A 25,272-nucleotide genomic window follows, 5' to 3' on the forward strand; every position below is an offset into this window, starting at 1 on the left:
ATAGATGGCCATATTAACGATTGATATTGGTGGTTCAAGTGTGAAAAGTGCGATTTATACCGGAGAATTAGCCGATCATAAACAGTTTTATTCACCAGAAAATTTAGTGAAGATGCAAGAAAATCTTGATGAAATGATTATGTATTACTTAAAAAAGTATGACATTACCGCGATTGCCTTTAGTGTGCCAGGGATTGCCAATCAGGAAACAGGCCGAGTGGATGGCGTCAGCTCCTTACGTTATATTCATGATTTTGATTTTATTGCGTATTTTAAAGAAACGTATCAACGACCCATTTATTTTGAAAATGATGCCAACAGTGCTTGTAAGGCGGAAGTCCATTTAGGTATTGCTGGGGATATTAAGAATGCCCTCTTTATGGTGATTGGTACTGGTGTTGGGGGAACGATTATCTCAAATGGTCAAATCCAACCAGGAGAGCATGCTTATGGTGGGGAGTTTGGTATGATGTTAGTCGATGGCCGCCGAGAGTTAAGTGAACTTGGTTCTGCTGTGCACATGGCGCGCAAGTATTCAAAGTTAAAAGGGAAAGAGTATACAGGCGAAGAGGTCTTTGCTTTAGCAGAAGCAGGCGAAGTCGATGCGGTGACGGCAACAGAGGAACTGTATCACTACTTAGCTTTAGGCATTTACAATATGCAGTATACGATTGATCCAGAATACATTGTTTTAGGTGGCGGTATTACCAAAAAAGCTGATTTACTCGATCATCTTTATCGGAAACTAGCAGAAATCATGAATTACGGACAACGCTGTCCCATTATGCCAAAGATTCGTATCGCAAAATTTGGAAATGATGCCAATTTAATTGGCGCGGCATTAACGGCTGAAGGAAAATAATGAAAAAACAGACTGGATCAAAATAATGGTTCCAGTCTGTTTTTTCCATGCTATACTAACAAGTGAGGTGAAGGTATGAGTGAAAGACATTCCACAAAAGTAAAATTTGAGGCTGTGGCCCAAAACATTCAAGAACGGATTAACGAAGGGATTTATGTGAGTTCGCAAAAATTACCTTCGGAATATGATTTAGCCAAAGAGTTTGAAGTGAGTCGCTTGACAATCCGTAAAGCCATCGATGAACTCGTTCAAAAAAATATTTTATTTAAACTAAAAGGCAAAGGCAGTTATGTGATGTCGCCGCAAAAAATTCAAAGTGGCCGATCAGGTCTCCAAGGATTTACGGAAGCCGCCAAGGAATATGGGAAAACGAGTCGGACAGAAGTGATTTCGTTTAAGACATTAAAAACGGTCCCTGAAACTATTTTAGAAGCCTTAAAATTAACGAAAGGACAGCCCGTCAAAGAGTTGATTCGTCGTCGGATGTATGATGAGGAGCCAATGACGGTCGAAAAACTGTATTTACCAGAACTGACTGTCGAAGGGTTGACTGCGAAAGATTTTGAAGGTTCTTTGTTTCAATTACTCGAAGAAAAAATTGAAATTGCCTATTCGCATCAAGAAATTGAAGCGATATTGGTGACAAAAGAGTTAGAAAAATGGTTAGCCGTTCCTTTAGGAAGTCCTTTATTACAAGTGGATTCATTGACCTATACGAAGGATGCCGCACCGATTCTTTATGACCGTTCTTATTATCGAGCAGATAAATATACGTTTAAAAATACTTTGATCCGTAATTAATAAAAGTCTGAACAAACTCCGACTAGGGAGTGTTCAGACTTTTTTAGTTATTCAGGGTATAACAGTTCGACATCTTTTGTTTCGAATAAGTTCAAGTAATTTGAATGAGGCATTTGATTGGTTACAACGGCATCGTAGTCCTCAAAGTTGCCAATTTTAAAGAAATGAGTAGAATCAAATTTTGAATCATCGACGAGTAAAATTTTTTGTTTGGCGCGTTGCATCATTTCTTTTTTGAGATTCGCTTGGCTAAAACTTGTTTCATAAATGCCATCTTGATCAATGCCACGACAAGAGAAAAAAGCTAAATCAAAGCGAAAAGATTCAAAGACGGGATCTTGACCAGAAGGGAAAATCGCATTTGAATTCATTTTAATTTCGCCACCGGTAATAAAGATTTTTAACGATTCATTATTCGATTCACTAAGGATAGTCGCAGTCTTAAGACTATTCGTGATGACGACTAAATTCGGAATGGTCATAATGGCATCAATGATTTGTTGGACAGTACTGCTAGAATCAAGAAATAGACACATCCCGGGTCCAATAAAATCTTTGGCTAAATCAATGATGATTTTTTTCTTTGAGAGGTTTTTATTCTCACGATAGGTATGAGAAAACTCAATATTTGATGCTTGCGTAAGCATCACACCGCCGCGAACGCGCGTCACGACTTTTTGATTTTCTAATGAAATTAAGGCGCGTCGAATCGAAGAAGTACTGCAATGCAGCAGCTCACATAATTCAGCGCTACGAACCATTTTTTTATTAGCTAAAATTTCTAAAATCTCTTTTTCGCGAATATCCATGAGCATCCCTCCAGTGATAATTGTAGCACAAACTGAACGGAAATGAACAATTATGAACGAAAAAGAAGCTAAAAAGAGAGCGTTTTCTATTCTTTTGTTCAAGCAGTCTTTTACGCTAGAAAATAAGTATAATAAACACAGATAGAATCAGAATACTGGAGGAATCAATCAATGAATGAACAGTTAATTAGAGAAAAAATCTGCGATGTTTGTAATAAAATGTGGCAATTAGGATGGGTAGCCGCGAATGATGGGAATGTTTCAGTAAAATTAGATAAAAATACATTCTTATGTACACCAACAGGAGTTAGTAAAAGTTTTATTACTCCTGATAAGTTAATTAAAATTGATCAAAACGCCAATATTATTGAGGCCCAAGGGGATTACCGTCCGTCAAGTGAAATTAAAATGCATCTACGGGTCTATCAAGAAAGACCTGATGTTGGGGCTGTCGTTCATGCACACCCACCGGTAGCAACTGGTTTTGCGTTAGCGCATGTGCCGCTTGATAGCTATTCACTAATTGAAAATGCCATTGTGATTGGTTCCGTCCCGATTACTCCCTTTGGCGTTCCCTCAACGAATGAAGTACCAGAAGCAATTGCGCCTTATCTAGCAGAACATGACGTGTTATTATTAGAATATCATGGTGCTCTCGCGGTTGGTTCAGATATTATTACGGCTTTTTATCGGATGGAATCATTGGAGCTCGTCGCTAAAACGACTTTCTATGCTCGCATGTTACTAGGTGGAAAACAAGAAGAAGAAATTCCGCGTGAAAAATTAGAAACGTTATTTGAAATGCGTAAAAATTATGGGGTTACCGGCAAACATCCAGGGTACAAAAAATATAGCTAAGCAAACAAAGGACGGGAAAAGTGATGCAAAAAAATGTATTAGCCTTTGATTTTGGCGCTTCTTCTGGTCGAGTGATTGTTGGGAAATATTACCACGGGAAACTTGAACTAGAAGAAGTTCATCGTTTCCCTAACTATCCTGTGGAAGAAGAGGGAGGCTTGTATTGGGACATTGATTATTTGTTCCAACAAGTCATCAAAGGCATTGAAGTCGCAACAAATAACTATCCAATCGACAGTCTAGGCATCGATACTTGGGGTGTTGACTTTGGTTTATTAGATAAAGAGGGTCAATTGCTAAAAAAACCAAGGAACTATCGCGATCCACGAACAAAAGACATTTTGGCCAAGGTGAATCCAATCTTGCCTTTAGAAGAAATTTATCAACAAACAGGAAATCAATTGATGGAGATCAATACCTTATTTCAACTCTTAGCGATAAAATGGCAAGATCCGGAACTTTTCAAAAAAGCAGATCAGTTATTAATGATGCCCGATTTATTAAATTATTTATTAACCGGTAAAAAAGTAGCAGAAAGAAGTATTGCTTCAACGGCTCAGTTAGTTAATCCTCATTCAAAGGAGTGGGATGAAACGTTATTACACACGTTTGATTTGCCAAAGAAACTCTTCCCAACACTCGTTGAAGCAGGAAATTCTTTAGGATATATCAAACCAGCACTTGGGTTACCTAAAATCAAAGTCTTCAATATCTGTGAACATGATACAGCCAGTGCCGTCGTTAGTGTGCCAAGTAATCAACGATTTTTGTTTGTTTCTTGTGGGACTTGGTCATTAGTCGGAACAGAATTGCCAGCGCCGATTATCAACAACAAAGCGTTTCATTACAATTTGACGAATGAAAGCGGAATCAACGGATCGACTCGTTTTCTGAAAAATTGTACGGGTCTTTGGATTATTCAAGAAGTGAAACGGAATTTTGAAGCATTAGGACGAACGTATTCTTTTGCAGAAATGACGGATCAGGCCAATAAAGCAAAGCCGTTCCAATGTCTGATTGACACGGATGATGCGATTTTTGTAGCACCTGGGAATATGATTCGTCGCATTCAAGAGTATGCAAAAGAAACACAACAATCAATTCCTGAAACAGACGGGGAGATTGCTCGTTGTGTGTATGAAAGTCTCGCCATGAAATATAAATATACTTTCTTAGAAATTACCGATGCTGTTGGTGCCGAGTTTGACACCGTAAATATTGTCGGTGGCGGTTCGCAAGCGGCAATCCTTTGCCAAATGGTAGCAGATGCCTCCAACATGCGTGTTTGCGCAGGACCAGTTGAAGCGACAGCAATTGGCAACGTCGCCGTTCAATTAATGGCACAAGGTGTCTTTGAGGATTTGACTGCTGTACGTGAATGGGTCAAAGAGGTTGCTGAAGTCAAATACTACTATCCTACGCTAAATAATCGCGAGTGGGATCGTCAGTTTTCGCGTTATCAAAAAATAATGAATATGAAAAAATAAAGGAGTAATGACGAATGAAAAATTATCCAAAAATTGGGATTCGACCAACGATCGATGGCCGTCAAGGTGGCGTCCGTGAGTCTTTAGAAGAAAAAACAATGGCGATGGCGCACGCGGCCAAAGAACTGATTGAACGTTCCTTGCGTTATGCTGATGGCACACCTGTGCAATGTGTGGTTGCCGAGCGAACGATTGGTGGCCGGGGAGATGCCGGAATCGTGGCGGAACAATTTAGTCGTGAAAATATTGTCGCAACGTTATCGGTGACGCCAAGTTGGTGTTATGGAACCGAAACAATGGATTTAGCCTCAGATACCATTAAAGCGATATGGGGATTTAATGGCACGCAGCGTCCAGGTGCTGTTTATTTAGCAGCAGCGATGGCCGGTTATGCACAAAAAGGACTTCCAGCTTTTAAAATCTATGCACACGATGTACAGGATTTAGAGGATCACTCCATTCCAACAGATGTGGCGGAAAAGATTTTATCATTTGCACGTGGGGCATTTGCAGTCGGACAAATGAAAGGAAAATCGTATGTAAATATTGGTTCTTCTTGTATGGGGATTGCAGGATCACAAGTCGACGATTCTTTCTTTGGTAAGTATTTAGGGATGCCCGTGGAATATGTTGACATGACAGAAATCTTGCGTCGGATGACGTTAGGAATTTATGATGAAGCTGAGTACAAGAAAGCTTATACGTGGATTCAAGAAAAATGTCAAGAAGGGATTGATATTAACGTTGGCAAAGAATACCCTGAAGTGATTACGAAATCCAAAGTCGTCCCAGCTGATCAAGATTGGGATTTTATCGCCAAACAAGCAGTGATTATCCGTGATATTTTATTTGGTAATGAACAATTAGCTGAAATTGGTTGGAAAGAAGAAGCTCGGGGACGCCATGCCATTGCGGGTGGATTCCAAGGTCAACGTCAATGGACAGACTGGTTGCCAAATGGGGATTTTACAGAAGCAATCATGGCTTCAACCTTTGACTGGAATGGACCGCGACCCGTTACGGCTTTTGCAACGGAAAATGATACTCTAAATGCGGTTGCCATGTTATTTGGGACCCTTGTAACCAATAAAGCACCGATTTTCTCTGATGTTCGGACGTATTGGAGTCCAGAAGCGGTTGAAAATGTGACGGGTAAAACATTAACTGGTAAAGCAGAAAATGGGATTTTACACCTGATCAACTCAGGTGCTTCCGCTTTAGATGGGAGTGCCGCAGCCAAAGATGAACATGGTAATGGCACAATGAAAGAGTTTTGGAATATGACGGATGAAGATGTGGAGGCATGTTTAGCAGCAACGGACTGGTGTCGTGCTAACTACGAGTACTTCCGTGGTGGCGGGTATTCTTCGCACTTTAAGACGGCCGCTGAAATGCCGGTGACGGTTATTCGCTTAAATATGGTAGAAGGCGTCGGCCCGACCTTACAAATTGCGGAAGGACATACCGTTGTTCTAGAAGATGACGTGCATACTATTTTAGATGAAAGAACCGATAAAACGTGGCCAACAACTTGGTTTGCACCAAACTTAGGTGAAGCCGGTTTTGAAACGGTTTATGACGTGATGAATGCTTGGGGATCCAATCACTGTGCAACCGTTCATGGTCATGTCGGGAATGATCTCATTACGCTCGCAAGTATGTTACGAATTCCAGTGGCGTTACATAACGTGCCTCGTGAACGAATTTTCCGTCCGCATGCTTTTAGTGGCTTTGGGACGAAAGATTTAGAAGGTGCGGATTTTAAAGCATGTGAACATTTCGGTCCGCTCTATCAATAAATAGTCAATTTTAAGTTAAAAGGAGTACTCCTAGCGAATACTCCTTTTTTGTTGTATTTTGATCATTAAGTGATCCTCAAATACGGTATAATGAATAACATATTCAAAAGGAGGGATGATACGATGTTAAAGGCACAGCCGTTAAGAAAAGGCGATAAAGTAGCAATTGTGAGTTTATCGAGTGGTACTTTAGGCGAATCGTTTTGTGCACACAATCTCGAAATTGGGACGAAGCGCTTAGAAGAAATGGGGCTGATTCCGATTTTTATGCCACATGCACTAAAAGGGATGGACTATGTAGCCAGTCATCCAGAAAAAAGAGCAGCCGATTTGAAAGAGGCGTTTTCTAATCCAGAAATGAAAGGCATCATTTGTGCGATTGGGGGCGATGATACGTATCGAACAATTCCTTACTTATTAGACGATCCGGATTTTATATTAAGTGTTAAACAACAGCCAAAACTTTTTACCGGTTACTCCGATACAACGGTGAATCATTTGATGTTTTATCGACTCGGACTGACGACTTTTTACGGGCCATCGTTTTTAACCGATCTCGCTGATATCGGGCCTCAGATGTTACCGTATACGAAAGAACAATTTTTACGTTATTTAGGCCAAGGAACCACCGAAGACACACGTGGTAGTTCTATTTGGTATGAAGAACGACACGATTTTTCAGCCGCAGCTATCGGAGAAAAACGAATCGCTCATCAAGAAACGAATGGACCAATCTGGTTACAAGGCCAACCATCCATCACGGGAGTCCTACTTGGTGGCTGTTTGGAAAGTCTGTATGATTTAGTAGCGGGGAAGCGCTATTCGGATGAACAAACCATCAATGAGCGTTACCAGTTATTCCCAACAAAAGATGAATGGGCTGGGAAAATCGTCTTTTTAGAAACGTCAGAAGAAAGACCCACACCAGCACTATTTAAGGAGATGCTCTTCGCGTTAAAAACACACCACGTTTTTGAAAAAGCTGCTGGATTAATTGTCGGAAAACCGCAAAATGAAGTGTATTGGACAGAGTATCAAGACATTTTAATCGACGTCATTGACGATGCGACGTTCCCCATTTTATACAATCTAAATTTTGGTCATGCGTACCCACGGATGATTTTGCCTTATGGCGTCGAAGTGACGATTCAAGAGGATGGTCGAATGGTCTTTCACGAAAATTGGTTTGCTTAGAACAAATAAAAAGAGATGCTATTTAGCATCTCTTTTTATTTGGAATGATTATTCAGCAACAGTGATTTCGCCAGTTACGGTTGCACCTTTGCCATCTTTATCTAAATCAGCAGACTCTTTGTATTCTTCTTTAGTGAAAGTGATGTTTCCATCAACTTTTGTACCGATTAAAGAAAAACCGTTTGCGTTCACTTCGATATCGCCTTTGATTGTTCCGTAGAAGACAGTGAAGTTTTCAGAGTTTACGATTACTTTTGGAGCAGTTAATGTGAAGTTTTCTAAAATGTTAAATTTGTCATCTTGAGTGTGTAATGCTAATTTACGATAAATGGCTGCTGAAGCATCATCTTTATCGTGGAATTCGCCATCAACGACTAAATCTTGATCAAACGTTAAATCAGCAGTTGCTGCCGCAATCCAAGTACCGTCTGCTGATAAAGCATTCGCGATTACTTCAGGACTGTCGCTAATTGATGCGGAAGTCACAACATCTTCAGTCGTGCTTGCAACAGATGACTCAGGTGTTGAAGTGCTTGATTCAGTAGCGTTATCTGAACTACATGCTGCTAATAGTCCACCACTTAATAATACAGTTGTTGCAAGTGTTGCAAATTTCAATGATTTCATAATAAATCCCCCACAGTTCTTTTGTTTTTTTACCTCACTCATTCACAAACATTCGTTAAAATGAGTCGTGCAAAGAGAATTGAACACTCTTTACAGTATTTATTCTACACACAAAAGGTGAAAATGTCTAATGAATTAAGAGAATTTAAGTAAAAACTATCATTTCATGAATCGACAAGATGTGGAAGTTACCGTCATTTTTCGTGAAGTTTCCTTAGTCGCTTTTTTATTATATAATAAGAAAAACAGAAGGACATAACTGTTGTATTAATGAAGTAGAAAAGAGGAAGTTTAGATGAAATTCGCCTTGGTTAGCGCATGGCATGTTCACACGCATAAATTTATGCAAAAAGCTATAGCAAAAGATGCTGAATGTTTGTATGTTTGGGATATTGAAAAAGAACGCGGAGAACAGTTCGCCCAACAGTATGGGGGACGTTATGAAGCTGATTACCAAAAAATTTTGCAAGATCCTTGCGTCGAAGCAGTGGTCATTGAAGCGCCCACCTCGATGCACAAAGAACTGATTCTTCTTGCCGCGCAATCCCGTAAACATATCTTTAGTGAAAAACCGCTAGCGTTGACAACGGCTGATTGTATAGAGATTCAAGAGGCGGTGGAAAAAAATGGTGTAAAGTTTGTGCTTTCGCTAGAAGCGTTGGCACATCCCGTTTATCAAAACATTGGGAGCCTTTTGAAAGAAGGAGTTATCGGGGATGTGACTTCGATTTATTTTCGGCGGTCACATGGAGCAGTTGTCCATCAGCATTTACCAAAATATTGGTTTGATACGGAACAAACAGGCGGGGGCGTTACACTTGATTTGGGGTGCCATGGCTTGACACTGTTGCCATATTTTGCTGGGGAACCTAAAAATATAACGTGTGTAATGAATGAATTGTATCATAGTGGAATCGATGAACACTCGAGTACGGTCATTGAATTTGAATCAGGTGTGATTGCAACGATGCACGTGTCAATGATCGGTACGTCATTAGACAATTATTTGGAACTAGTGGGGACGCAAGGCATCATCCAAGTCATTGGTAACGAATATGAAGAGCAATTTGTCTTTTTACAAAGTAATCAAAGAACAGGATATGAGAAAAAATGCTTGCTTCCACTAGAAGAAGTACGTGAAGAGAATCCTTATCCGATTGAACGTTTTATTGACCTGGTCGATCATTCGCTCGAACGGACGATCGCCGATTACGATTTCACGGTAGCTAAACGAGTCACCCGTCTGATTGAGTGTGCGTACGCCTCTGCCAAAACGGGCCAGACGATTCGTTACAACACACCCCTAGCGAAATGAAGGAACTAAAAAGGGTACGAGGATTTTGATCCGCGTACCCTTTTTGATCATCATCCAAATGAACGGATGATGACTATTTCGAATGAAGCGCTAGTCTGACGCTTTTGTGATCAAACAAGTGTTTCGCTTAATAACTCATTCATTGAATAAAAGCCTGCAGGTTGGACAACTAAAAATAAACCTGCTTTTAATGCACCGTTAGCAAAAATCGTTCGCGATAATGCGGTATGTTTGAGTTCAATCAATTCGTCTTCCCCTGCGAAAATCACCGTATGTTCACCAGGGATCGAACCGCCACGAACGGCGTGAATCCCAATTTCACTCATCGCATTTTCATTTTCATTGCCTGTGCGACCGTGAATATAGTCTTTTTCGTGGGCTAAAACGTCATTGATTGAATCGGCTAATAATAAGGCCGTTCCACTTGGAGCATCTTTTTTATTGCGATGATGCTTTTCGATTATTTCGATTTGAAAGTCTTCTTCTAAAATCGGTGCGATACTTTGTAACGCTTTGATCAGGGCATTTACCCCTAAAGACATATTGGCAGAGTAGAAAATAGGAATCTCTTTCCCGGCTTCTTTGATTCTAGCAATTATTTCTACTGACAATCCGGTTGTCGCAATGACTACCGGTAATTGTTGCGATACACAATAATCGACCACTTGATTGGTCATGGAATGGTGTGAAAAATCAATCACTAAATCGATGTTTTCTTGAACGTCAGTCAGCTCTTGATAGATTGGAAAAGTGGTAGTTTCTCCGGGGTGTCGGTCAATTCCTGCAACTAATTCTAATTGTGGGTGTTGCTGGATCGCTGCTTTGACAACACGTCCCATTTGGCCGTTACAACCAATCAGCAAAACTTTTTTCATGTCGTTTCCTCCTATAATAAGCCGTATGCGGTCATTTCTTTTTGAAGATTCGCCACGGTCTCATCTTCCGGTTGTCCTAGTGGCAAGCGGTAGTTTGTTTCAATTCCTTTTAATAAACCGACTGCTTTTTTGACTGGTACTGGATTTACTTCGGAGAAAATCACCTGAATTAAGGGGATTTGGGCCAACTGAATTTCTTTGGCTGCCTCAAGCTCGCCGGCAAAATAATGATGAATCATTTGAGAAGTTTGTTTTGGCGCGATGTTACCGATCGTCGAAATCACACCACTCCCACCTACTGAAAGCATTGGTAAGACTTGGTCGTCGTTTCCAGAATACAAAGCAAAGTCTTCGTCTACAAGACGAGCCATCGCCACAATTTGGGAGATGTCGCCACTCGCTTCTTTAATCCCTTTAACATTGGGAATTTTTTTAAGTTCGGTTACCATCTCTACGGTTAAATTGAGTGCCGTCCGCGATGGCACAGAATAAAGAATAACGGGTAAGTTCACTTGCGAGCAAATCGCTTCATAGTGGGCTACTAAGCTTTTCTTCGTTGCTTTATTATAATAAGGCGTCACAATTAATAAGCCGTCGACCCCTAATTTTTCAGCTTCAACCGATAAAAAAATACCATGTTTCGTGTCGTTTGATCCCGTACCCGCGATTACTGGGATGCGTCCGTTGACTTGTTTGACCACGGTATCAATCACCGCTAAATGTTCTTCATCCACTAAAGTTGAGGCTTCACCAGTTGTTCCGCAAGCAATAATCGCGTCACTTCCTTCTTGTACATGCCACTCAGCGAGTTCTTTTAATTGTTCGTAATCCACCGAACCGTCTTCTTTCATTGGAGTAATTAACGCTACTCCAGAACCTTTAAATATCGTCAAAATTTACACGTCCCTTCAAATAAATAAAAAGTATCTTCTTCAAAAAAATATCGCAAAATACTTGATAAATGGAGCGATATAGCATAGATTATTAAAATGATAACGATAATATTAGAATAATTCAAGAGTATTCTAATAAAAAGATGAAAAAACCATGAACATCTTTCGGGAATCTGATCATCAGGGTCCTATTATTCGAAAAAAGAGACGAGATATCAAAATTTATAATAAGTAGGGAGAAATAAAAATGATCAAAACAATCAAAAATAATCATCTGTATTGGGATGGCTGCGATACTGTTGAATTAGCGAAAGAATACGGAACGCCGTTGTATGTTGTTTCAGAATCCGCAATTGTAAAGGAATGCCAAGCATTACAGCAAGATTTTATTCAAAAATATGAGAATGTTCGTGTCGCCTATGCTTCAAAGGCGTTTAATACCCTCGCTATGATTAAAATCATTGAACGAGAAGGACTGTGTTTAGATGTTGTCAGTGGTGGTGAACTCTATACGGCGATTCAAGCTAATTATCCGGCTGAAAAAATTGAATTTAATGGCAATAACAAATCGCTCGAAGAATTAGAAATGGCCCTAGACTATGGCGTTGGACGCATCATCGTCGATAGCTTGCAAGAATTACACTGGTTGATTGCTTTATGTAAACAAAAACAAACGGTGGCTAAAGTGATGTTCCGCATTACCCCCGAGGTCGAAGTGGCGACCCATGATTTTATTTCGACCGGACAAAAAGATTCAAAATTTGGGATTCCCTTGGAAGAACATATTTTGTTTGCCCTGATTCAACAAGCGATTGAAGCTCCTGAGATTGATTTTTATGGTCTTCATTTTCATATTGGGAGTCAACTTGATACGAATGAAACGCATTTACTTGCGGCCGAAACAGCGTTGAAACTCGTCTTAACGATCAAAGAAAAATTTGCGTATGACATTCGAGAACTCAATTACGGTGGCGGCTTTGGGGTTCGCTATGTGGAAGAAGATATTCGCCAACCGTATCGCTACTTTTTAGATCCTTTAATGGCATTGACAGAAAAATTTTGTCAGACCCACCAGTTACGTCGTCCAACGATTGTGATTGAACCAGGTCGTAGTTTAATTGCGGAAGCGGGTATCACATTGCACCGGATTGGAAGCATCAAGGAAGTTCCTGGTATTCGTAAGTACGTGGCGATTGATGGCGGGATGACCGATAATATTCGTCCAGGGTTGTATCAAGCAAACTATACTGGAGTGTTAGCGAACAAAGCGTCAGAAAAAGCCACAGAAATCGTGACAATCGCAGGAAAAGCTTGCGAGAGTACCGATATTCTCGTTAAAGATCTTGCCCTACCAAAAGTCGAAACCGATGATCTATTTGCGACTTTTTCAACCGGGGCTTACGGATATGCGATGGCGAGTAACTATAATAAGCTCTTGATACCGGCTGTTGTCTTGGTGAAAGACGGTCAAGCAGACGTGATTGTCAAACGTCAATCTTATCAACAATTGTTACAAAATGAAGTGCTTCCGAATCATTTGCACTAAACGACTTTATTATTTCAAACTTCATTCTTTTGTCATATAATGAAGGTATAATAGAAATAGAAATTAGGAGGAGGAATCGCCAATATGATGTACGGTTATGGATTATTTTTTGATTCAACGTTTATTTTAGTCATTATCGGAATGGTTATTTCGATGGCGGCATCAGCTTATGTCAAAAGTACCTTTAACAAATATGATAAGATACTGAGTAAAAATCAAGTGACGGGTACGCGAGCCGCACAATTTATTTTAGAAAAACAAGGCATTCATGATGTCGGGGTGCAAGGGATTTCCGGAAATTTGACGGATAATTACAACTCTCGCACGAAAATATTGAGTTTATCCCAATCAACTGCTCAATCGACTTCCGTAGCAGCGATTGGTGTCGCTGCCCATGAGTGTGGCCATGCCGTTCAAGATGCTGTTGGTTATAGCCCGTTAAAATTGCGTGCTGCGATTGTGCCGGTAGCAAATATCGGTTCTAGTTTAGCGATGCCGTTAATTTTAATTGGATTGTTAATTAGCGGGGATAGTGGCAGTATGATTATTAATTTAGGGTTATTGGCATTTTCAATGGCTTTTGTTTTCCAATTAGTCACGTTGCCGGTTGAATTTAATGCTTCAAGAAGAGCACTCACTATTTTGAGTGAGGGTGGTCTGTTAACAAAAGAAGAAGTTCCAATGGCTAGACGGGTCTTGTTCGCAGCGGCACTCACTTATGTTGCTGCAGCAATTGCGACATTGTTACAACTTTTACGCTTAGTTATATTATTTGGAAACAATAATCGCCGTCAGTAAAAAATGATTTAATCTGCAGGAAAAGAACGTGGGAGTGTATCGGTATTCTTATTGAGATAATCATGTTATCATAGTAGTAGATTAATTAAAGGAGCTGATTTTTAAATGAAAACATCAACAAAAGTTACAGTAGGTTTAAGTGTTGCTGCCATTGCGGGAATTGCGACAACTGTGATTGTGACTGATCAGGTCGTTAAAAAAGTTCTTCAGTTATCCAATCGCCGTAAAGTTAAAAATTTTGTGAAAGTAAAACTTAAAGGCAATGAAAAATTACTTGATCTCGTAGATCATCTTGACGATGACGATATTTCAAACCTGATCAAAACAGGCGAGAAAATCGGCAAAAGTTATGATCGTGTGACGCATTATGGTGAGAATGTCAAAGAAAATACCGTTCAAGCGAAAGAAAAATTAACGGATATTGTGACATCAATCTTTTAAATCGTGTAAAATAAGGTGCAGAGTCGAGATACTCTCGCCTTATTTTTTTATGAATTTTTTTGAGGTGGAAAAGTGGAAAAGAAAAGTACGTTAACAAACGAAGAAAAAGAAACCTTTATGCGAGCAGCGATAGAAGAAGCCAAAAAAGCACAGGCACTTGATGAAGTCCCCATTGGTGCGGTGGTTGTTTGGAATAAAAAAATCATTGGTCGTGGTTATAATTTACGTGAAACGACCCAAGATGCGACGACGCATGCCGAAATGATGGCGATTCAAGAAGCGTGTAGGCAAGTCAATAATTTTCGTTTGGAAGAGGCGCAGCTATTTGTGACTTTGGAACCTTGTCCGATGTGTAGTGGCGCGATTTTACTTTCGCGAATTGAAGAAGTTTATTTTGGCGCCTATGATCCAAAAGCAGGAGCTGCAGGCAGTTTGATGAATCTGCTTGAGGACCAACGGTTTAATCATTGGTGTTATCTTGAATCTCGCATCTTACAAGAAGAATGCGGGCAATTGCTTACGACTTTTTTCCGTGAATTACGCCAACGAAAAAAAGAAGAAAAAGCAAAAAGAAAAGAAAATAACAAAAAAGACTAGCACTCAATCTGAAAATGAGGTATACTAAGTTTTGCCGAAAGGCTAGGACAATGGGGACGTTGTGAAGCGTGTCAGATCTGGAAGGAAGCAGCACTAAACAGCGGTTCTCATGTGTCTGAATAAAACACTATAACACTAGTAGTTACAGAGTTTTCATAACTCAAATAACAGTCTAGTGGGGCAAAAGTGGGGAAATACTACATTTTTATAACTCAAATCAAACCTGGGAAATCACATTCCGAGGTTATTTAATTTTTCTATGACATCTGTCTTTTGACCTTCCGTCACGTGCGTGTAAATTTGGAGTGTCGTTTTTTCGTCCGCATGGCCCACACGTTGCATGATAGCTTTGATAGGTACATTTAGTTCAGCTAGTAGTGAAATGTGGCTGTGGCGGAATATGTGAGACGTTAAACGCTTGTTTATCCTTTGTTTGCCTAATTTCTCGTTATTGTAAGCAAGTGAGTTGTTAACGGTATTAACTTGAATAGGTAAACCCGTTTTTCCTACAAAAATATAACTGTCTTGTGAGTAGTCATCGAATTTCAATTCGTTTTCGACAATCACCTGATCCAAAATAAACATAGCGCGTTTTGACAATCCAATTTCTCGAAACGAGGCGTTTGTTTTTGTCATTTCTTTTTCAGCGTTTTTATATCCAGCGGAGTAATCTAACGTTCCATGGATATTTAGTTGTGCGGAGTGTTTTTGGTAATCATGTACCTTCAAACTAATTGCTTCTCCAACTCTTAATCCAGTTAAGTACATAAATTCAATCAGATAGCCCATTCGCACTGATTGGTGAGCGCTGTAGTAGCATTTAAGCAATCGGTCAACTTCTTCCTTCTCTAAGTAGCTTTCCTCGATTCTGGCGTACGTCTCAAGCGTTACGGGTGGCTTTGGTATCTTTGTCTTAACCAAAGGGTTATCAGCTAAATAACCCATGCTAACAGCATAATCAAACGCCATTTTTAACACTGATTTATATTTTTGATTTTGACTATACGAAAATTGCAAGCTATTAAGATAACGCTGAAAAAATTGAGGGTCCGTTTTACTAATTTTAGAATTAAGATTGATATTATCGCTTCTTTGCATATATTTTATGACGTTTGAATAGTTTCGTTTCGTGTTGTTTCTGACGGTCTTTTCATGCATCGTCCACCATTCGTCAATTAATTCACCTAGCGTATGATCCGACATCTTTTTAGTGCTTAGTATTCGTTCGATTTTTTCGTTTAATTCTTTTTGAGCCTGTTTCTTCGCTTGGTTTGATTGGCTCGTTAGTGTGATGCTGGTTGTTTTTCTTTCGTCAGTATAAGGGTCGTGGTAATGTTCCCTAAACACAAAATTCTTACCTCTTTTTTCTATCCACATGGTAAACCCTCCTATTAATTGGTATAATAGGCATAGCTAAATAAGGCTATGCTTGTTTAGTCCGACACGCTTTCTTTTTCGAGGGGAGAGCGTGTTGTTTTTTGTTTTATTTTAGGGAGAAAAAGACAGAAGTGTTAAAGTCGGCACCAGTATATTCAAGGATTGTTTCGTCATCGATTTTCGTCAAGAAACCGAATTTACCGGTAGTGTTAGCACCTTCATATAAATCAACGTTACCAAAAGCTTCACCGTTAGCAAAACTTGGGTATTCAGCTTGGGAAACTTCTTCACCACTTGATGAGATAGGTGTAAATATTCCCATTTCGTAATAAGGGACGTCCGCATCTCCTTTGTTGACAACTAAAGCAACGTCCACAATAACCCATTCTTGGCCTTCTGGTGGTGCAGCATTAAATTCATTAGCCGCCATTAAATAATCAAGTGCTTCTTGTCCACGGATTACATTTGATAGCGTGATAGATAAATTGGCATCTAATGGATCACCATCATTGTTGTAGTAAGTCGTGTCAAAGGTAGCCGTTTCGCCTAATTTGACAGGATTTGAGCGTTTCCCAACTTCTGATGTTTTTTCCTTTTCTTCTTTTGGTTCCGCAACGGTGCTTTCAACTACTTCCGATTGTTCCGGTGCAGTGCTACTTGATACGGTCACATTGTTGTCACTAGAGTCACAAGCGCTTAATAACAATGCGCAAGCAAAACCGATTCCTAAAACTTTTAATTTCTTCATACTTTAATACCTCTTTTCTGATATAATAGTTTTAACTGTTAATATATTATTAAAACCTCAAACGGAGTTGTCGCTCCGCTTGGGGTATTTTTTTATTTAGCAAAACGCGTTTCCAGCCCCATCCCTAATCCGAACTCTTCTATAAGATAACTGTAATTGTAAAAGCCTTCATTTTCTTTGATGATATTATCAAGCATGAATAAGTTCGCTTCACTTTCCATTTTTGCTTTGAAAATAGGAAGTTTATAGAGACTAATATAGTCTTCATGATCTAATACGTGCTTTAATTCATGCAGCAACACCAACTTCATTTTCTTTTCACTTAAATTTTCATTTATAAAAATAGTTTTCCATTCTGAGATATAGCAGCCTTCTTTTTCCATATGCATAACCACTAGCTTTATTCCTAATTCTTTTAACTTCGATTTCAGCCCTTTCAAGTAACCTCACCTCATTTACCTTTTCTTCCCATCATATAAGCAATAAGAGCATCCTTATCATTTTCAGTTAATTCTTCACCGTCGAACGAAACTGCATTTTCCAGAGCTTTTCTTAAATCTGTTTCTTTTTGAACTTTAGGTTCTTCACGGTCGAGCAGGTAATCTAGTGAAACATTAAAATAATCTGCTACTTTTTGAACGTTCTCTACTTTAGGAGACGAAGAGTCCCATCTTCTAATTTGACCGTTCGAGATACCTGTTTTTCTTTCTATTTCAGCAAAAGTGGTCTTTTTAGCATCAGCTAAAGATTTAATTTTCTGTGTTAAAGTCAATGTTATCAACCTTTCTTGACCACACACATAACTAAATAGCGTAAAAGTTAAAATACTGTTTGACAAATAGCAAATACGCTATTATACTATGAGTGTAAGTTAATTTGATAGACGAAAGCAAACTAAAAACAAACCTTTATAGCATGAAGTTTGGCGACCCAGTGCAATTTATAGGCGTTTCGTAGGCTTATTTATCTATGAATTGATAATAGCATTTACGCTAATTTAAGTCAACGATTTTAGCTAATTCTATCACTTTAACTTACATATTATGAAGAGAGGTGATGTAACAGATGTCAAACTTAGAAAATGGACGTGCAGCCATTAAGGCGTACATGAAGGAAAATAATATTGTCATGGAAGATTTAGCGACTGCTTATGGAGTTTCACGGGTGAGAATGCAACAAATATTGGACGGTCATTGGAGCGGACCAACTGCTAATCAAACGATTTTAGAAATTATTCGTGATTATCGGATTAGAGCGCCGAAAGAATAGGAGGGCTAACCATGAATCTGGCTATTGCAAAGACAGTTCCTGTTGAAAAAAAGTGGATGCGAAAAGACAACGCGATGAAACATTTTGATTTCGCTGGGAATCAAGTACGTTCGTTTGGTGTGTTACTCAGCGAGTTCAAAAGTCATCCGGATTTTTCCCAAGGCTATTTAAACCCGACATACAAATTAGTGCTAATAGACATTGACTTGTTCGAACAGTTTTTAATCTGGAAGCATGATAACAAATTTAAAGGAGAATGACCTTGAAATACAACATAGCGGAAGAAATCAAAATCGATGGACTGATCAAAGCGAAAATCAGCGAGTTACACAATGAGATTCATCATAGCATTTTATCAGACAGACAAAAGGAAATGTTACGCCAGGAGTTAAAAGAGTATCAAGATTTGCAGCATAAGAATCGGATGATTCGTCAAGTAGATTTATTAGGTTAGGAGGGAAGGTATGAAACGTAAAACGATAGGATTGTACTTAGTCTTGCTAATAGGCTTATCCACAATTAACTGGCGTGGTGCCATTGGGATTGTGGTTCTGATATTGCTGTACGATTGGTTATTTGAGCTTGAGGATAATCAGGAGCAGGAAGAGAATCAGCGGTACTATCATTATTTACAAGAGTGGGAAGCCGAGAAAAGACGGGATGAGCGAATTAAGAAATTCATGGAAGAGGAGTGGTGATAAGTGAATGAGAACTTAATCGAATGGTTGGAAGAACGCATTCAAAACCTTGAAGAACTGGCAGAATTCTTACCGAATGGTGAACGTGGTGAAGTACAAAGAATCGAATACGAAGGCATGAAACAAGCTTATCGATTGACCATTATGAAATTGAAGATTGAGGGGTGAGTAAATGATAAAAGTAAATGACACAGTAAGAGTGATTGATAGCAAGGCGTTTTTATTCCAAGCGGTTGGCAAGGTGATAGAAATTACTGGCGAGTTTGCGACAGTTCAATTTGGAAATTTAAGATGCAAAGCTAATTTATCTCAACTCAAAGCAATTATGGCTATTAAACGACGTTGAAAGGCGGTGAGGAAATGAGAGAGATTAAATACAGAGCTTGGGATATACAAACAGAATCAATGAGAGATGTGTTGGTGATTGATTGGGTCAACGAATTGATTGACTTATCCGGCGGAATCACCGAAAGACGTCCGCACGAAGTGATATTAATGCAATTCACTGGATTGGAAGAAAAGAACGGCGTTGAGATTTTCGAAGGAGATGTAGTTAAAGCTTGGAGCCAAGGCGTAAAAGCAACTGGTGAAGTTATAAAAAGAATTGACGGATTATTTATTATCTACCCAGCTTATCAAAGTGGCGAAATGTGGGGATTATGTCCTAACCCTTGTGGAGAAACAACAGTTGAAATTGTCGGAAATATCTACGAAAACCCAGAACTATTAGAATCAAAAAAAGACTGACCGCCGGCAAGCAAAGTCAGTCAAAAAAAAAGATGAATATAAGGAGAGTGTAGCACATGTCAGTCAAAATTAACAACCTAGAAATTGAAAACGTCAAACGTGTTAAGGCAGTAGTAATCGAACCAACGCAAAACGGCTTGACTATTTTAGGAGGGAATAACAATCAAGGTAAGACAAGCGTACTAGATGCGATTGCATGGGCTTTGGGCGGTAATAAGTATAAACCTTCAAACCCACACCGTGAAGGCTCTGTAACTCCACCAAACTTACGAATTACCATGTCAAACGGACTCATCGTAGAACGTAAAGGCAAAAATAGTTCCTTAACTGTTTTGGATCCACAAGGGAACAAAGGTGGTCAGCAACTCCTCAATAGTTTTGTGGAAGAGTTAGCCATTGATTTACCAAAGTTCATGGAATCAACAAGCAAAGAAAAAGCGAATACCTTACTGCAAATAATCGGTATTGGTGAAGAACTAATTAAGTTAGACATGGAAGAACAAGCAATCTACAACGAGCGCTATCAAATTGGACGGATTGCGGATCAAAAGAAAAAGTTTGCCGAAGAACAAATCCATTATCATGATGCGCCGAGTGATTTAGTTTCTACGATGGAATTAATTCAGCAGCAACAAATGATTCTAGCAATCAATGGCGAAAATCAACGAAAGCGCGAGAACGCTCAAAGACTACAAACCCAATTTGATTACGAAGCACAAGAAATCGAACGAGTGAAAAATCAATTACAGGAAATGATTGCCAAGCATGAAGTTACTCAAAATGATTTATCCATTGCAAAAACTTCAGCACAGGACTTACAAGACCAATCAACTGCCGAGCTCGAGCATAGTCTTCAAAACGTGGAACAAATCAACTTAAAGGTTCGTGCCAATCTTGATAAAGAAAAAGCTGAACAAGATGCTGAGAACTATCTAAATCAATACAAAGAACTAGACGAAGCGATTAAAGCGATTCGTGAACAACGGATGAAGTTGTTAGATAACGCTGAATTACCATTGCCTGGCTTGTCAGTCAATGAGGGTGAATTGACTTATAACGGTCAAGGATGGACGGATATGAGTGGTTCGGACCAACTAAAAGTCTCAACGGCTATCGTTCGCAAGTTGAAACCAGAATGTGGCTTTGTTCTCCTGGATAAGCTGGAACAAATGGACATGATCACGCTCAACGAGTTTTCGAAGTGGTTAGAACAAGAAGGACTTCAAGCCATTGCCACACGTGTTTCAACAGGGGAGGAGTGCCAAATTATTATCGAAGATGGTTATGTCATTAAAGATGAAACGGCTGCACTAACGCAACAACAAGCACATGCTGATTCATTTGCACCAACAACTAAAACAGATACACCAGTACCACCAATAACACCAACATGGAAAGGGGCAGCATTTTAATGAATATTAGTAGCGGAAAAGTACCAAAAGCACAGAAGGTTGTTTTGTATGGAGTGGAAGGGATTGGAAAATCTACCTTTGCCAGTCAGTTTCCGAATCCACTCTTCATTGATACTGAGGATTCAACGTTACACATGAACGTACAGCGTTTTGATAAGCCTACAAGTTGGACGATGTTACTTCAGCAAGTTGAGTTCGTAAAGCAAAACAAACCTTGTCAGACTCTTGTTATCGACACAATCGACTGGGCTGAAGAAATTTGTAAACGTCATTTAATGGCCCAAGGGAAATGGACGGATAGCTCAAACGATTATGGGGCTAAGTATATCGCCTTATCAAAAGAATTTGGTAACTTGTTGAACAAACTAAGCGATGTGATTGATCAGGGAATTCATGTTGTTGTGACCGCTCATGCTTGGTTACGTAAAAAAGAAGAACCAGATGAAATGGGAGCTTTCGACCGTTACGAGTTGAAACTCGAAAAGAAAACAGCTCCACTTGTAAAAGAATGGGCTGATATGGTTTTATTCGCCAACTACAAAATGATTGTGATTACAGATAGTAAAACCAATAGTAAAAAAGCAACAGGCGGTCAACGTATGATGTTTACTACTCACCGCCCTGCATGGGATGCCAAAAATCGCATGGGATTAGCTGACGAATTACCGTTTGATTATGGGCAAATTGCTCAAATCATCAACGAAGCAACTATGGCCATTAGTCCAGTCCAAACTCAAACAGAACAACCACTCGCAACAGAACCACAAGTAAACACGCAACCAGTGATTGAACCTGATTTTGGACGTGAAGCAATTGTGGAAGTATCTCCACATATCCCGAAATCAATTGCTGATTTAATGCAATTGGATCATGTTACAACCGAAGAAATAATGGCAGTGATTCATACAGGTGGCTTTATGCCAGTTGATACACCAGTGGAAAATGTGCCTAGCGATTTATGGGATTACCTAGTAACGAATTGGTCATCAGCAATGAATTTATTAAATACAAAAATTAGAGCATTTTAAGGAGGAAAATATAAATGAATAACGAAAATGAATTTTTAGGATGGGACACAGGTTTTATTGCAGAGGAAAGTACCTTTGCTTTGTTGCCTGCAGGTGAGTATCAATTTACGGTAACAGGAATGGAACGTAAGATTTACGACGGTCAAAGCGACAAGATCCCGAACGGAGCGCCATACGCCGAATTATCGATTGAAGTTTCAGGTGCAGAAGGGAAAACGACCGTCAAAGAACGTCTTTACATGATGAAGAAATTCCAGTGGAAGTTAACGGAGTTCTTTAGTGCAATCGGACAAACACCAGTCATTGGACAACCATTCAATCCTAACTGGTCGCTTGTCATCGGCTCACAAGGACGCGTGAAACTGGAAATCAATTCTTACATGAGCAAAGGTGAAGAACGTCAAAACAACCGTATCAAAGAATTTTTAAAGGGCTCTGCTAATCAAGGCGTAGTAAATAATACTCCTCCAGTTCAACCGCAACAGAATTTTAATCAAGCACCAGCTCAACCACAACAACCAAGTTTCAATCAACAACAAGGATTTAATCAAGCGCCACAGCAAACACAAAACCCTGGTGGATTTCAAGCCGGAGCATTTTAAGGAGGAGTAATTCAATTGAAACTTAGACCTTACCAGGAAGAAGCAAGGTCTGCAATCCAACAGGAATGGGAAAACGGACGCAAGAAAACTTTGCTAGTCCTTCCCACGGGTTGCGGTAAAACAATTGTGTTCAGTAAGGTCATTGAAGACCGTGTGAGACTAGGCGAGCGTGTGCTCGTCTTAGCTCATCGGGGCGAATTACTGGACCAAGCTTCTGAAAAATTAGAAAAGTCTACTGGACTAAAAACGGCATTAGAAAAAGCAGAAAATACAAGCTTAGGAAGTTTTTTCAGAGTAGTCGTTGGTTCTGTTCAAACGATGCAACGAGAAAAAAGACTAAGACAATTTCCACCAGATTATTTTGACACAATTATTGTAGATGAAGCCCATCATTGTATTAGTGCCGGTTATCAATTCGTATTAAAGCACTTTGAAAAATCAAATGTATTAGGAGTAACTGCCACGCCAGATCGTGGAGATATGCAAAATCTAGGCACTTACTTTGAATCACTTGCCTATGAGTATTCATTACCTGCTGCAATTAAATCAGGTTACCTTTCACCAATCACAGCTTTAACCATTCCATTACAACTCGATTTAACTTCAGTAGCCCAACAAGCAGGAGATTTTAGTACAAAAGATTTAGGGACTGCCTTAGATCCGTACTTGCATCAAATTGCGGACGAAATGGTGAAACATTGTTCTGATAGAAAATCAGTAGTGTTTCTTCCATTAGTTAAGACTTCCAAAAAGTTCCGAGATATTTTAAACGAAAAAGGCATGAGAGCAGCAGAAGTGAATGGCGAATCGAAAGACCGCGCTGAAATCTTAGAAGACTTTGAAAGCGATAAATACAATGTACTTTGCAACTCGATGTTACTTACCGAAGGTTGGGATTGTCCATCTGTTGATTGCATTGTGGTATTAAGACCAACGAAGGTCCGTAGCTTATACAGTCAAATGGTCGGACGTGGAACACGATTGTTTCCGGGGAAAGAAAACTTATTACTATTAGATTTTCTTTGGCATGTGGAACGTCATGAGTTATGTCATCCAGCTCATCTAATTGCAAGTAGCGACGATGTGGCCAAGAAAATGACTGAGAATATTGAGGAAGCTGGACTTGATGGCTTAGCAGTGGATATTGAACAAGCAGAAGTTCAAGCAGAAAAAGATGTCATTTCTGAACGAGAAGAAGCATTAGCTAAACAATTGGCTGAAATGAGAAAAAGAAAACAACGTCTTGTGGATCCATTGCAATTTGAAATGTCCATTCAAGCGGAAGATTTAACAAGCTACGTACCTAGCTTCGGTTGGGAAATGGGACCACCATCAGAAAAGCAAGTTAGTGCCTTAGAAAAATTAGGTATCATGCCGGATGCAATTGATAACGCAGGAAAAGCCAGTCTCATGCTTGACCGTCTACAAAAACGGAAAGAAGCAGGACTAGCTACGCCAAAGCAGATTCGATTGTTAGAACAACGTGGCTTTAAAAATGTTGGAACATGGCCATTCGAAGGTGCAAGTAAGATGATTAATCGTATTGCAGCGAATGGATGGCGATTGCCTGTAGGTGTTAGACCTATGGAATATGTGCCGGAATAGAAAGGAAGATATTGAATGGAACAAGAAATTAAAGAATTAAAAGAGAGAATTGTATTTTTAGAAGCATTGCTAGAACTAAATTCTCATGGTTTGGAAAAATCTATTGAGACAAACAGAGTGCTAATAGAATATTTGAAAAACAGAAAAATTAATTCTGCTGAGTAAATTCTAAAGCATCGTCAGCATCTAAATCGGCTGATATAAACGTAGCGGCTGATTTAATGAACTTTTTCATACTTGTAATATCTTTATCTTCATGCTTTCTTACAAAATGAGTTTCATCATTCCCTATCCATGTCGCTGCTTTAGCTAAAGTCTGTAGTTTAGGGAATGCACATAGTCGATTCATTATTGTATTATTCAATGTTTCTTTTTTCACCCTATCTTCTTCATCAGGAAATAGATGGATAGCATATTGTTTAATAAGAAATTCAAGTGATTTTCTATACCCAACACCGGCAATTTGATCAAGTCCATACGATTCAGCTTGTAGTGATTGACTATAGATTGCATTAAATTCTGGGAATTTTTCGTTTACTTCGGTAGGTAAATCATTTTTTAATATTGGTTTATAAACATATTCTAAGCGATTAGTTTGCTTAATAGATTCGTACTGACCTATTTTCACATTAAACCAATCCAAAAAAAATTGAGAACAGTCTGAAGAAGGACAAAGTAAAACTATAGCAACTTTAACAATAGAATCACTAGCGTATCTTGAATCTGAATGAGCTGATTTTACTATTGGGTCTATGGGGCGGTTGCAGTGTGGGCATAAATCTGAAATATTAAAGTTTCCCTCAAGACTCCCTTGTCTATCAGGGAAATTTACTAATAATTTTTTTTGCATAAAACAACCTCATTTCATTTTACCTAAATCATAC

The 25,272-nt window shown here is 39.3% G+C and carries 32 protein-coding genes and 1 other RNA gene; 24 read left to right on the forward strand and 9 right to left on the reverse strand.

Annotation, left to right across the window (positions count from 1 at the left end):
* Positions 1–4: 4 nt before the first annotated feature.
* Both RU93_RS06395 and RU93_RS06400 read left to right on the forward strand, forming a co-directional pair.
* A complete protein-coding gene (locus RU93_RS06395) occupies positions 5–862 on the forward strand; it encodes an ROK family protein (RefSeq protein WP_071874782.1) in 858 nt (285 codons plus the stop codon).
* Positions 863–937: 75 nt separating this feature from the next.
* Positions 938–1,663, forward strand: a complete 726-nt coding sequence (locus tag RU93_RS06400; protein ID WP_071874783.1) for a GntR family transcriptional regulator, LSA1692 subfamily — start codon at positions 938–940, stop codon at positions 1,661–1,663.
* A gap of 47 nt (positions 1,664–1,710) precedes the next feature.
* Here RU93_RS06400 and RU93_RS06405 read toward each other — a convergent pair whose 3' ends face one another.
* Positions 1,711–2,472, reverse strand: a complete 762-nt coding sequence (locus tag RU93_RS06405; RefSeq protein WP_084131239.1) for a DeoR/GlpR family DNA-binding transcription regulator — start codon at positions 2,470–2,472, stop codon at positions 1,711–1,713.
* Between the two features lie 171 nt (positions 2,473–2,643).
* On the opposite strand from RU93_RS06405, the gene RU93_RS06410 reads away from it, so the two are divergent.
* The 4 genes from RU93_RS06410 to RU93_RS06425 all read left to right on the forward strand — a co-directional run bounded on the left by RU93_RS06410 (position 2,644) and on the right by RU93_RS06425 (position 7,810).
* On the forward strand, positions 2,644–3,330 hold the full coding sequence (locus tag RU93_RS06410; protein ID WP_071874785.1) for a class II aldolase/adducin family protein: 687 nt from the start codon (positions 2,644–2,646) through the stop codon (positions 3,328–3,330).
* Between the two features lie 23 nt (positions 3,331–3,353).
* Entirely contained in the window at positions 3,354–4,817 is a 1,464-nt protein-coding gene (locus RU93_RS06415) for a rhamnulokinase (RefSeq protein WP_071874786.1), read from the forward strand.
* Positions 4,818–4,831: 14 nt separating this feature from the next.
* Positions 4,832–6,616, forward strand: a complete 1,785-nt coding sequence (locus RU93_RS06420; protein WP_071874787.1) for an L-fucose isomerase — start codon at positions 4,832–4,834, stop codon at positions 6,614–6,616.
* A 123-nt stretch (positions 6,617–6,739) separates the two neighbouring features.
* Positions 6,740–7,810, forward strand: coding sequence for a S66 family peptidase (locus tag RU93_RS06425; protein ID WP_071874788.1), 1,071 nt, complete (start codon positions 6,740–6,742; stop codon positions 7,808–7,810).
* A gap of 48 nt (positions 7,811–7,858) precedes the next feature.
* Here RU93_RS06425 and RU93_RS06430 read toward each other — a convergent pair whose 3' ends face one another.
* Positions 7,859–8,437: a hypothetical protein gene (locus tag RU93_RS06430; protein WP_071874789.1), complete on the reverse strand. Its 579-nt coding sequence runs from the start codon at positions 8,435–8,437 to the stop codon at positions 7,859–7,861.
* A gap of 295 nt (positions 8,438–8,732) precedes the next feature.
* On the opposite strand from RU93_RS06430, the gene RU93_RS06435 reads away from it, so the two are divergent.
* Positions 8,733–9,752, forward strand: a complete 1,020-nt coding sequence (locus RU93_RS06435) for a Gfo/Idh/MocA family protein (RefSeq protein ID WP_071874790.1) — start codon at positions 8,733–8,735, stop codon at positions 9,750–9,752.
* Between the two features lie 110 nt (positions 9,753–9,862).
* On the opposite strand, the gene dapB is transcribed toward RU93_RS06435, so the two are convergent.
* Positions 9,863–10,627 (reverse strand): 4-hydroxy-tetrahydrodipicolinate reductase, encoded by a 765-nt coding sequence (gene dapB, locus RU93_RS06440; protein ID WP_071874791.1) that lies wholly within the window; start codon positions 10,625–10,627, stop codon positions 9,863–9,865.
* Between the two features lie 11 nt (positions 10,628–10,638).
* Positions 10,639–11,520 carry a 4-hydroxy-tetrahydrodipicolinate synthase gene (gene dapA / locus RU93_RS06445; protein WP_071874792.1) on the reverse strand — a complete coding sequence of 294 codons (882 nt, stop codon included), beginning with the start codon at positions 11,518–11,520 and terminating at the stop codon, positions 10,639–10,641.
* A gap of 247 nt (positions 11,521–11,767) precedes the next feature.
* Between dapA and lysA the strand changes: the two genes are divergently transcribed.
* From lysA to ffs, 5 genes are all read left to right on the forward strand, one after another.
* Positions 11,768–13,066 carry a diaminopimelate decarboxylase gene (gene lysA / locus RU93_RS06450; protein WP_071874793.1) on the forward strand — a complete coding sequence of 433 codons (1,299 nt, stop codon included), beginning with the start codon at positions 11,768–11,770 and terminating at the stop codon, positions 13,064–13,066.
* An 87-nt stretch (positions 13,067–13,153) separates the two neighbouring features.
* Positions 13,154–13,864: a zinc metallopeptidase gene (locus tag RU93_RS06455; protein WP_071874851.1), complete on the forward strand. Its 711-nt coding sequence runs from the start codon at positions 13,154–13,156 to the stop codon at positions 13,862–13,864.
* A 105-nt stretch (positions 13,865–13,969) separates the two neighbouring features.
* Positions 13,970–14,305 (forward strand): hypothetical protein, encoded by a 336-nt coding sequence (locus tag RU93_RS06460; protein ID WP_071874794.1) that lies wholly within the window; start codon positions 13,970–13,972, stop codon positions 14,303–14,305.
* A 72-nt stretch (positions 14,306–14,377) separates the two neighbouring features.
* Positions 14,378–14,902, forward strand: coding sequence for a tRNA adenosine(34) deaminase TadA (tadA, locus tag RU93_RS06465; RefSeq protein ID WP_071874795.1), 525 nt, complete (start codon positions 14,378–14,380; stop codon positions 14,900–14,902).
* A 40-nt stretch (positions 14,903–14,942) separates the two neighbouring features.
* Positions 14,943–15,027, forward strand: an RNA gene (gene ffs / locus RU93_RS06470) — signal recognition particle sRNA small type.
* Between the two features lie 106 nt (positions 15,028–15,133).
* Here the strand turns inward: ffs and RU93_RS06475 are convergent.
* The 4 genes from RU93_RS06475 to RU93_RS06490 all read right to left on the reverse strand — a co-directional run bounded on the left by RU93_RS06475 (position 15,134) and on the right by RU93_RS06490 (position 17,799).
* Positions 15,134–16,279 carry a tyrosine-type recombinase/integrase gene (locus RU93_RS06475; protein WP_071874796.1) on the reverse strand — a complete coding sequence of 382 codons (1,146 nt, stop codon included), beginning with the start codon at positions 16,277–16,279 and terminating at the stop codon, positions 15,134–15,136.
* A gap of 106 nt (positions 16,280–16,385) precedes the next feature.
* A complete protein-coding gene (locus RU93_RS06480) occupies positions 16,386–17,027 on the reverse strand; it encodes a YajG family lipoprotein (RefSeq protein ID WP_071874797.1) in 642 nt (213 codons plus the stop codon).
* Between the two features lie 92 nt (positions 17,028–17,119).
* A complete protein-coding gene (locus RU93_RS06485) occupies positions 17,120–17,467 on the reverse strand; it encodes an ImmA/IrrE family metallo-endopeptidase (protein WP_071874798.1) in 348 nt (115 codons plus the stop codon).
* 11 nt (positions 17,468–17,478) lie between these two features.
* On the reverse strand, positions 17,479–17,799 hold the full coding sequence (locus RU93_RS06490; protein WP_071874799.1) for a helix-turn-helix domain-containing protein: 321 nt from the start codon (positions 17,797–17,799) through the stop codon (positions 17,479–17,481).
* 293 nt (positions 17,800–18,092) lie between these two features.
* Here RU93_RS06490 and RU93_RS06495 point away from each other — a divergent pair, with 293 nt between their 5' ends.
* From RU93_RS06495 to RU93_RS12080, 12 genes are read left to right on the forward strand one after another with little or no spacing between them, the layout of a single operon-like run.
* Positions 18,093–18,296, forward strand: a complete 204-nt coding sequence (locus tag RU93_RS06495) for a hypothetical protein (RefSeq protein ID WP_071874800.1) — start codon at positions 18,093–18,095, stop codon at positions 18,294–18,296.
* Between the two features lie 11 nt (positions 18,297–18,307).
* Positions 18,308–18,556, forward strand: a complete 249-nt coding sequence (locus RU93_RS06500; protein ID WP_071874801.1) for a hypothetical protein — start codon at positions 18,308–18,310, stop codon at positions 18,554–18,556.
* Between the two features lie 2 nt (positions 18,557–18,558).
* Entirely contained in the window at positions 18,559–18,750 is a 192-nt protein-coding gene (locus RU93_RS06505) for a hypothetical protein (protein ID WP_084131245.1), read from the forward strand.
* Between the two features lie 10 nt (positions 18,751–18,760).
* Entirely contained in the window at positions 18,761–18,994 is a 234-nt protein-coding gene (locus tag RU93_RS06510) for a hypothetical protein (RefSeq protein WP_071874803.1), read from the forward strand.
* A gap of 3 nt (positions 18,995–18,997) precedes the next feature.
* Positions 18,998–19,162 (forward strand): hypothetical protein, encoded by a 165-nt coding sequence (locus RU93_RS12075; protein ID WP_169818096.1) that lies wholly within the window; start codon positions 18,998–19,000, stop codon positions 19,160–19,162.
* A 4-nt stretch (positions 19,163–19,166) separates the two neighbouring features.
* The gene (locus RU93_RS11965) at positions 19,167–19,340 is read left to right on the forward strand and encodes a HypC/HybG/HupF family hydrogenase formation chaperone (protein ID WP_143139421.1); all 174 of its coding nucleotides are present in this window, start codon (positions 19,167–19,169) and stop codon (positions 19,338–19,340) included.
* Between the two features lie 14 nt (positions 19,341–19,354).
* Positions 19,355–19,741, forward strand: coding sequence for a YopX family protein (locus RU93_RS06515; RefSeq protein ID WP_071874804.1), 387 nt, complete (start codon positions 19,355–19,357; stop codon positions 19,739–19,741).
* 56 nt (positions 19,742–19,797) lie between these two features.
* Complete coding sequence (locus RU93_RS06520) at positions 19,798–21,153, forward strand: AAA family ATPase (RefSeq protein WP_071874805.1); 1,356 nt, start codon at positions 19,798–19,800, stop codon at positions 21,151–21,153.
* Positions 21,153–22,181 carry an ATP-binding protein gene (locus RU93_RS06525; protein ID WP_071874806.1) on the forward strand — a complete coding sequence of 343 codons (1,029 nt, stop codon included), beginning with the start codon at positions 21,153–21,155 and terminating at the stop codon, positions 22,179–22,181. Before RU93_RS06520 ends, RU93_RS06525 begins: the two co-directional genes overlap by 1 nt.
* Before the next feature lie 14 nt (positions 22,182–22,195).
* On the forward strand, positions 22,196–22,783 hold the full coding sequence (locus RU93_RS06530) for a hypothetical protein (protein WP_071874807.1): 588 nt from the start codon (positions 22,196–22,198) through the stop codon (positions 22,781–22,783).
* 15 nt (positions 22,784–22,798) lie between these two features.
* The gene (locus RU93_RS06535) at positions 22,799–24,388 is read left to right on the forward strand and encodes a DEAD/DEAH box helicase (RefSeq protein ID WP_071874808.1); all 1,590 of its coding nucleotides are present in this window, start codon (positions 22,799–22,801) and stop codon (positions 24,386–24,388) included.
* Between the two features lie 15 nt (positions 24,389–24,403).
* Positions 24,404–24,553 (forward strand): hypothetical protein, encoded by a 150-nt coding sequence (locus RU93_RS12080; RefSeq protein ID WP_169818097.1) that lies wholly within the window; start codon positions 24,404–24,406, stop codon positions 24,551–24,553.
* On the opposite strand, the gene RU93_RS06540 is transcribed toward RU93_RS12080, so the two are convergent.
* Positions 24,537–25,238: a DUF4145 domain-containing protein gene (locus RU93_RS06540; RefSeq protein WP_071874809.1), complete on the reverse strand. Its 702-nt coding sequence runs from the start codon at positions 25,236–25,238 to the stop codon at positions 24,537–24,539. The two genes, RU93_RS12080 and RU93_RS06540, sit on opposite strands and share 17 nt — an antisense overlap.
* Positions 25,239–25,272: the final 34 nt, after the last annotated feature.

It is taken from the genome of Enterococcus aquimarinus, from assembly GCF_001885765.1.
Classification (GTDB): Bacteria; Bacillota; Bacilli; order Lactobacillales; family Enterococcaceae; genus Enterococcus_I; species Enterococcus_I aquimarinus.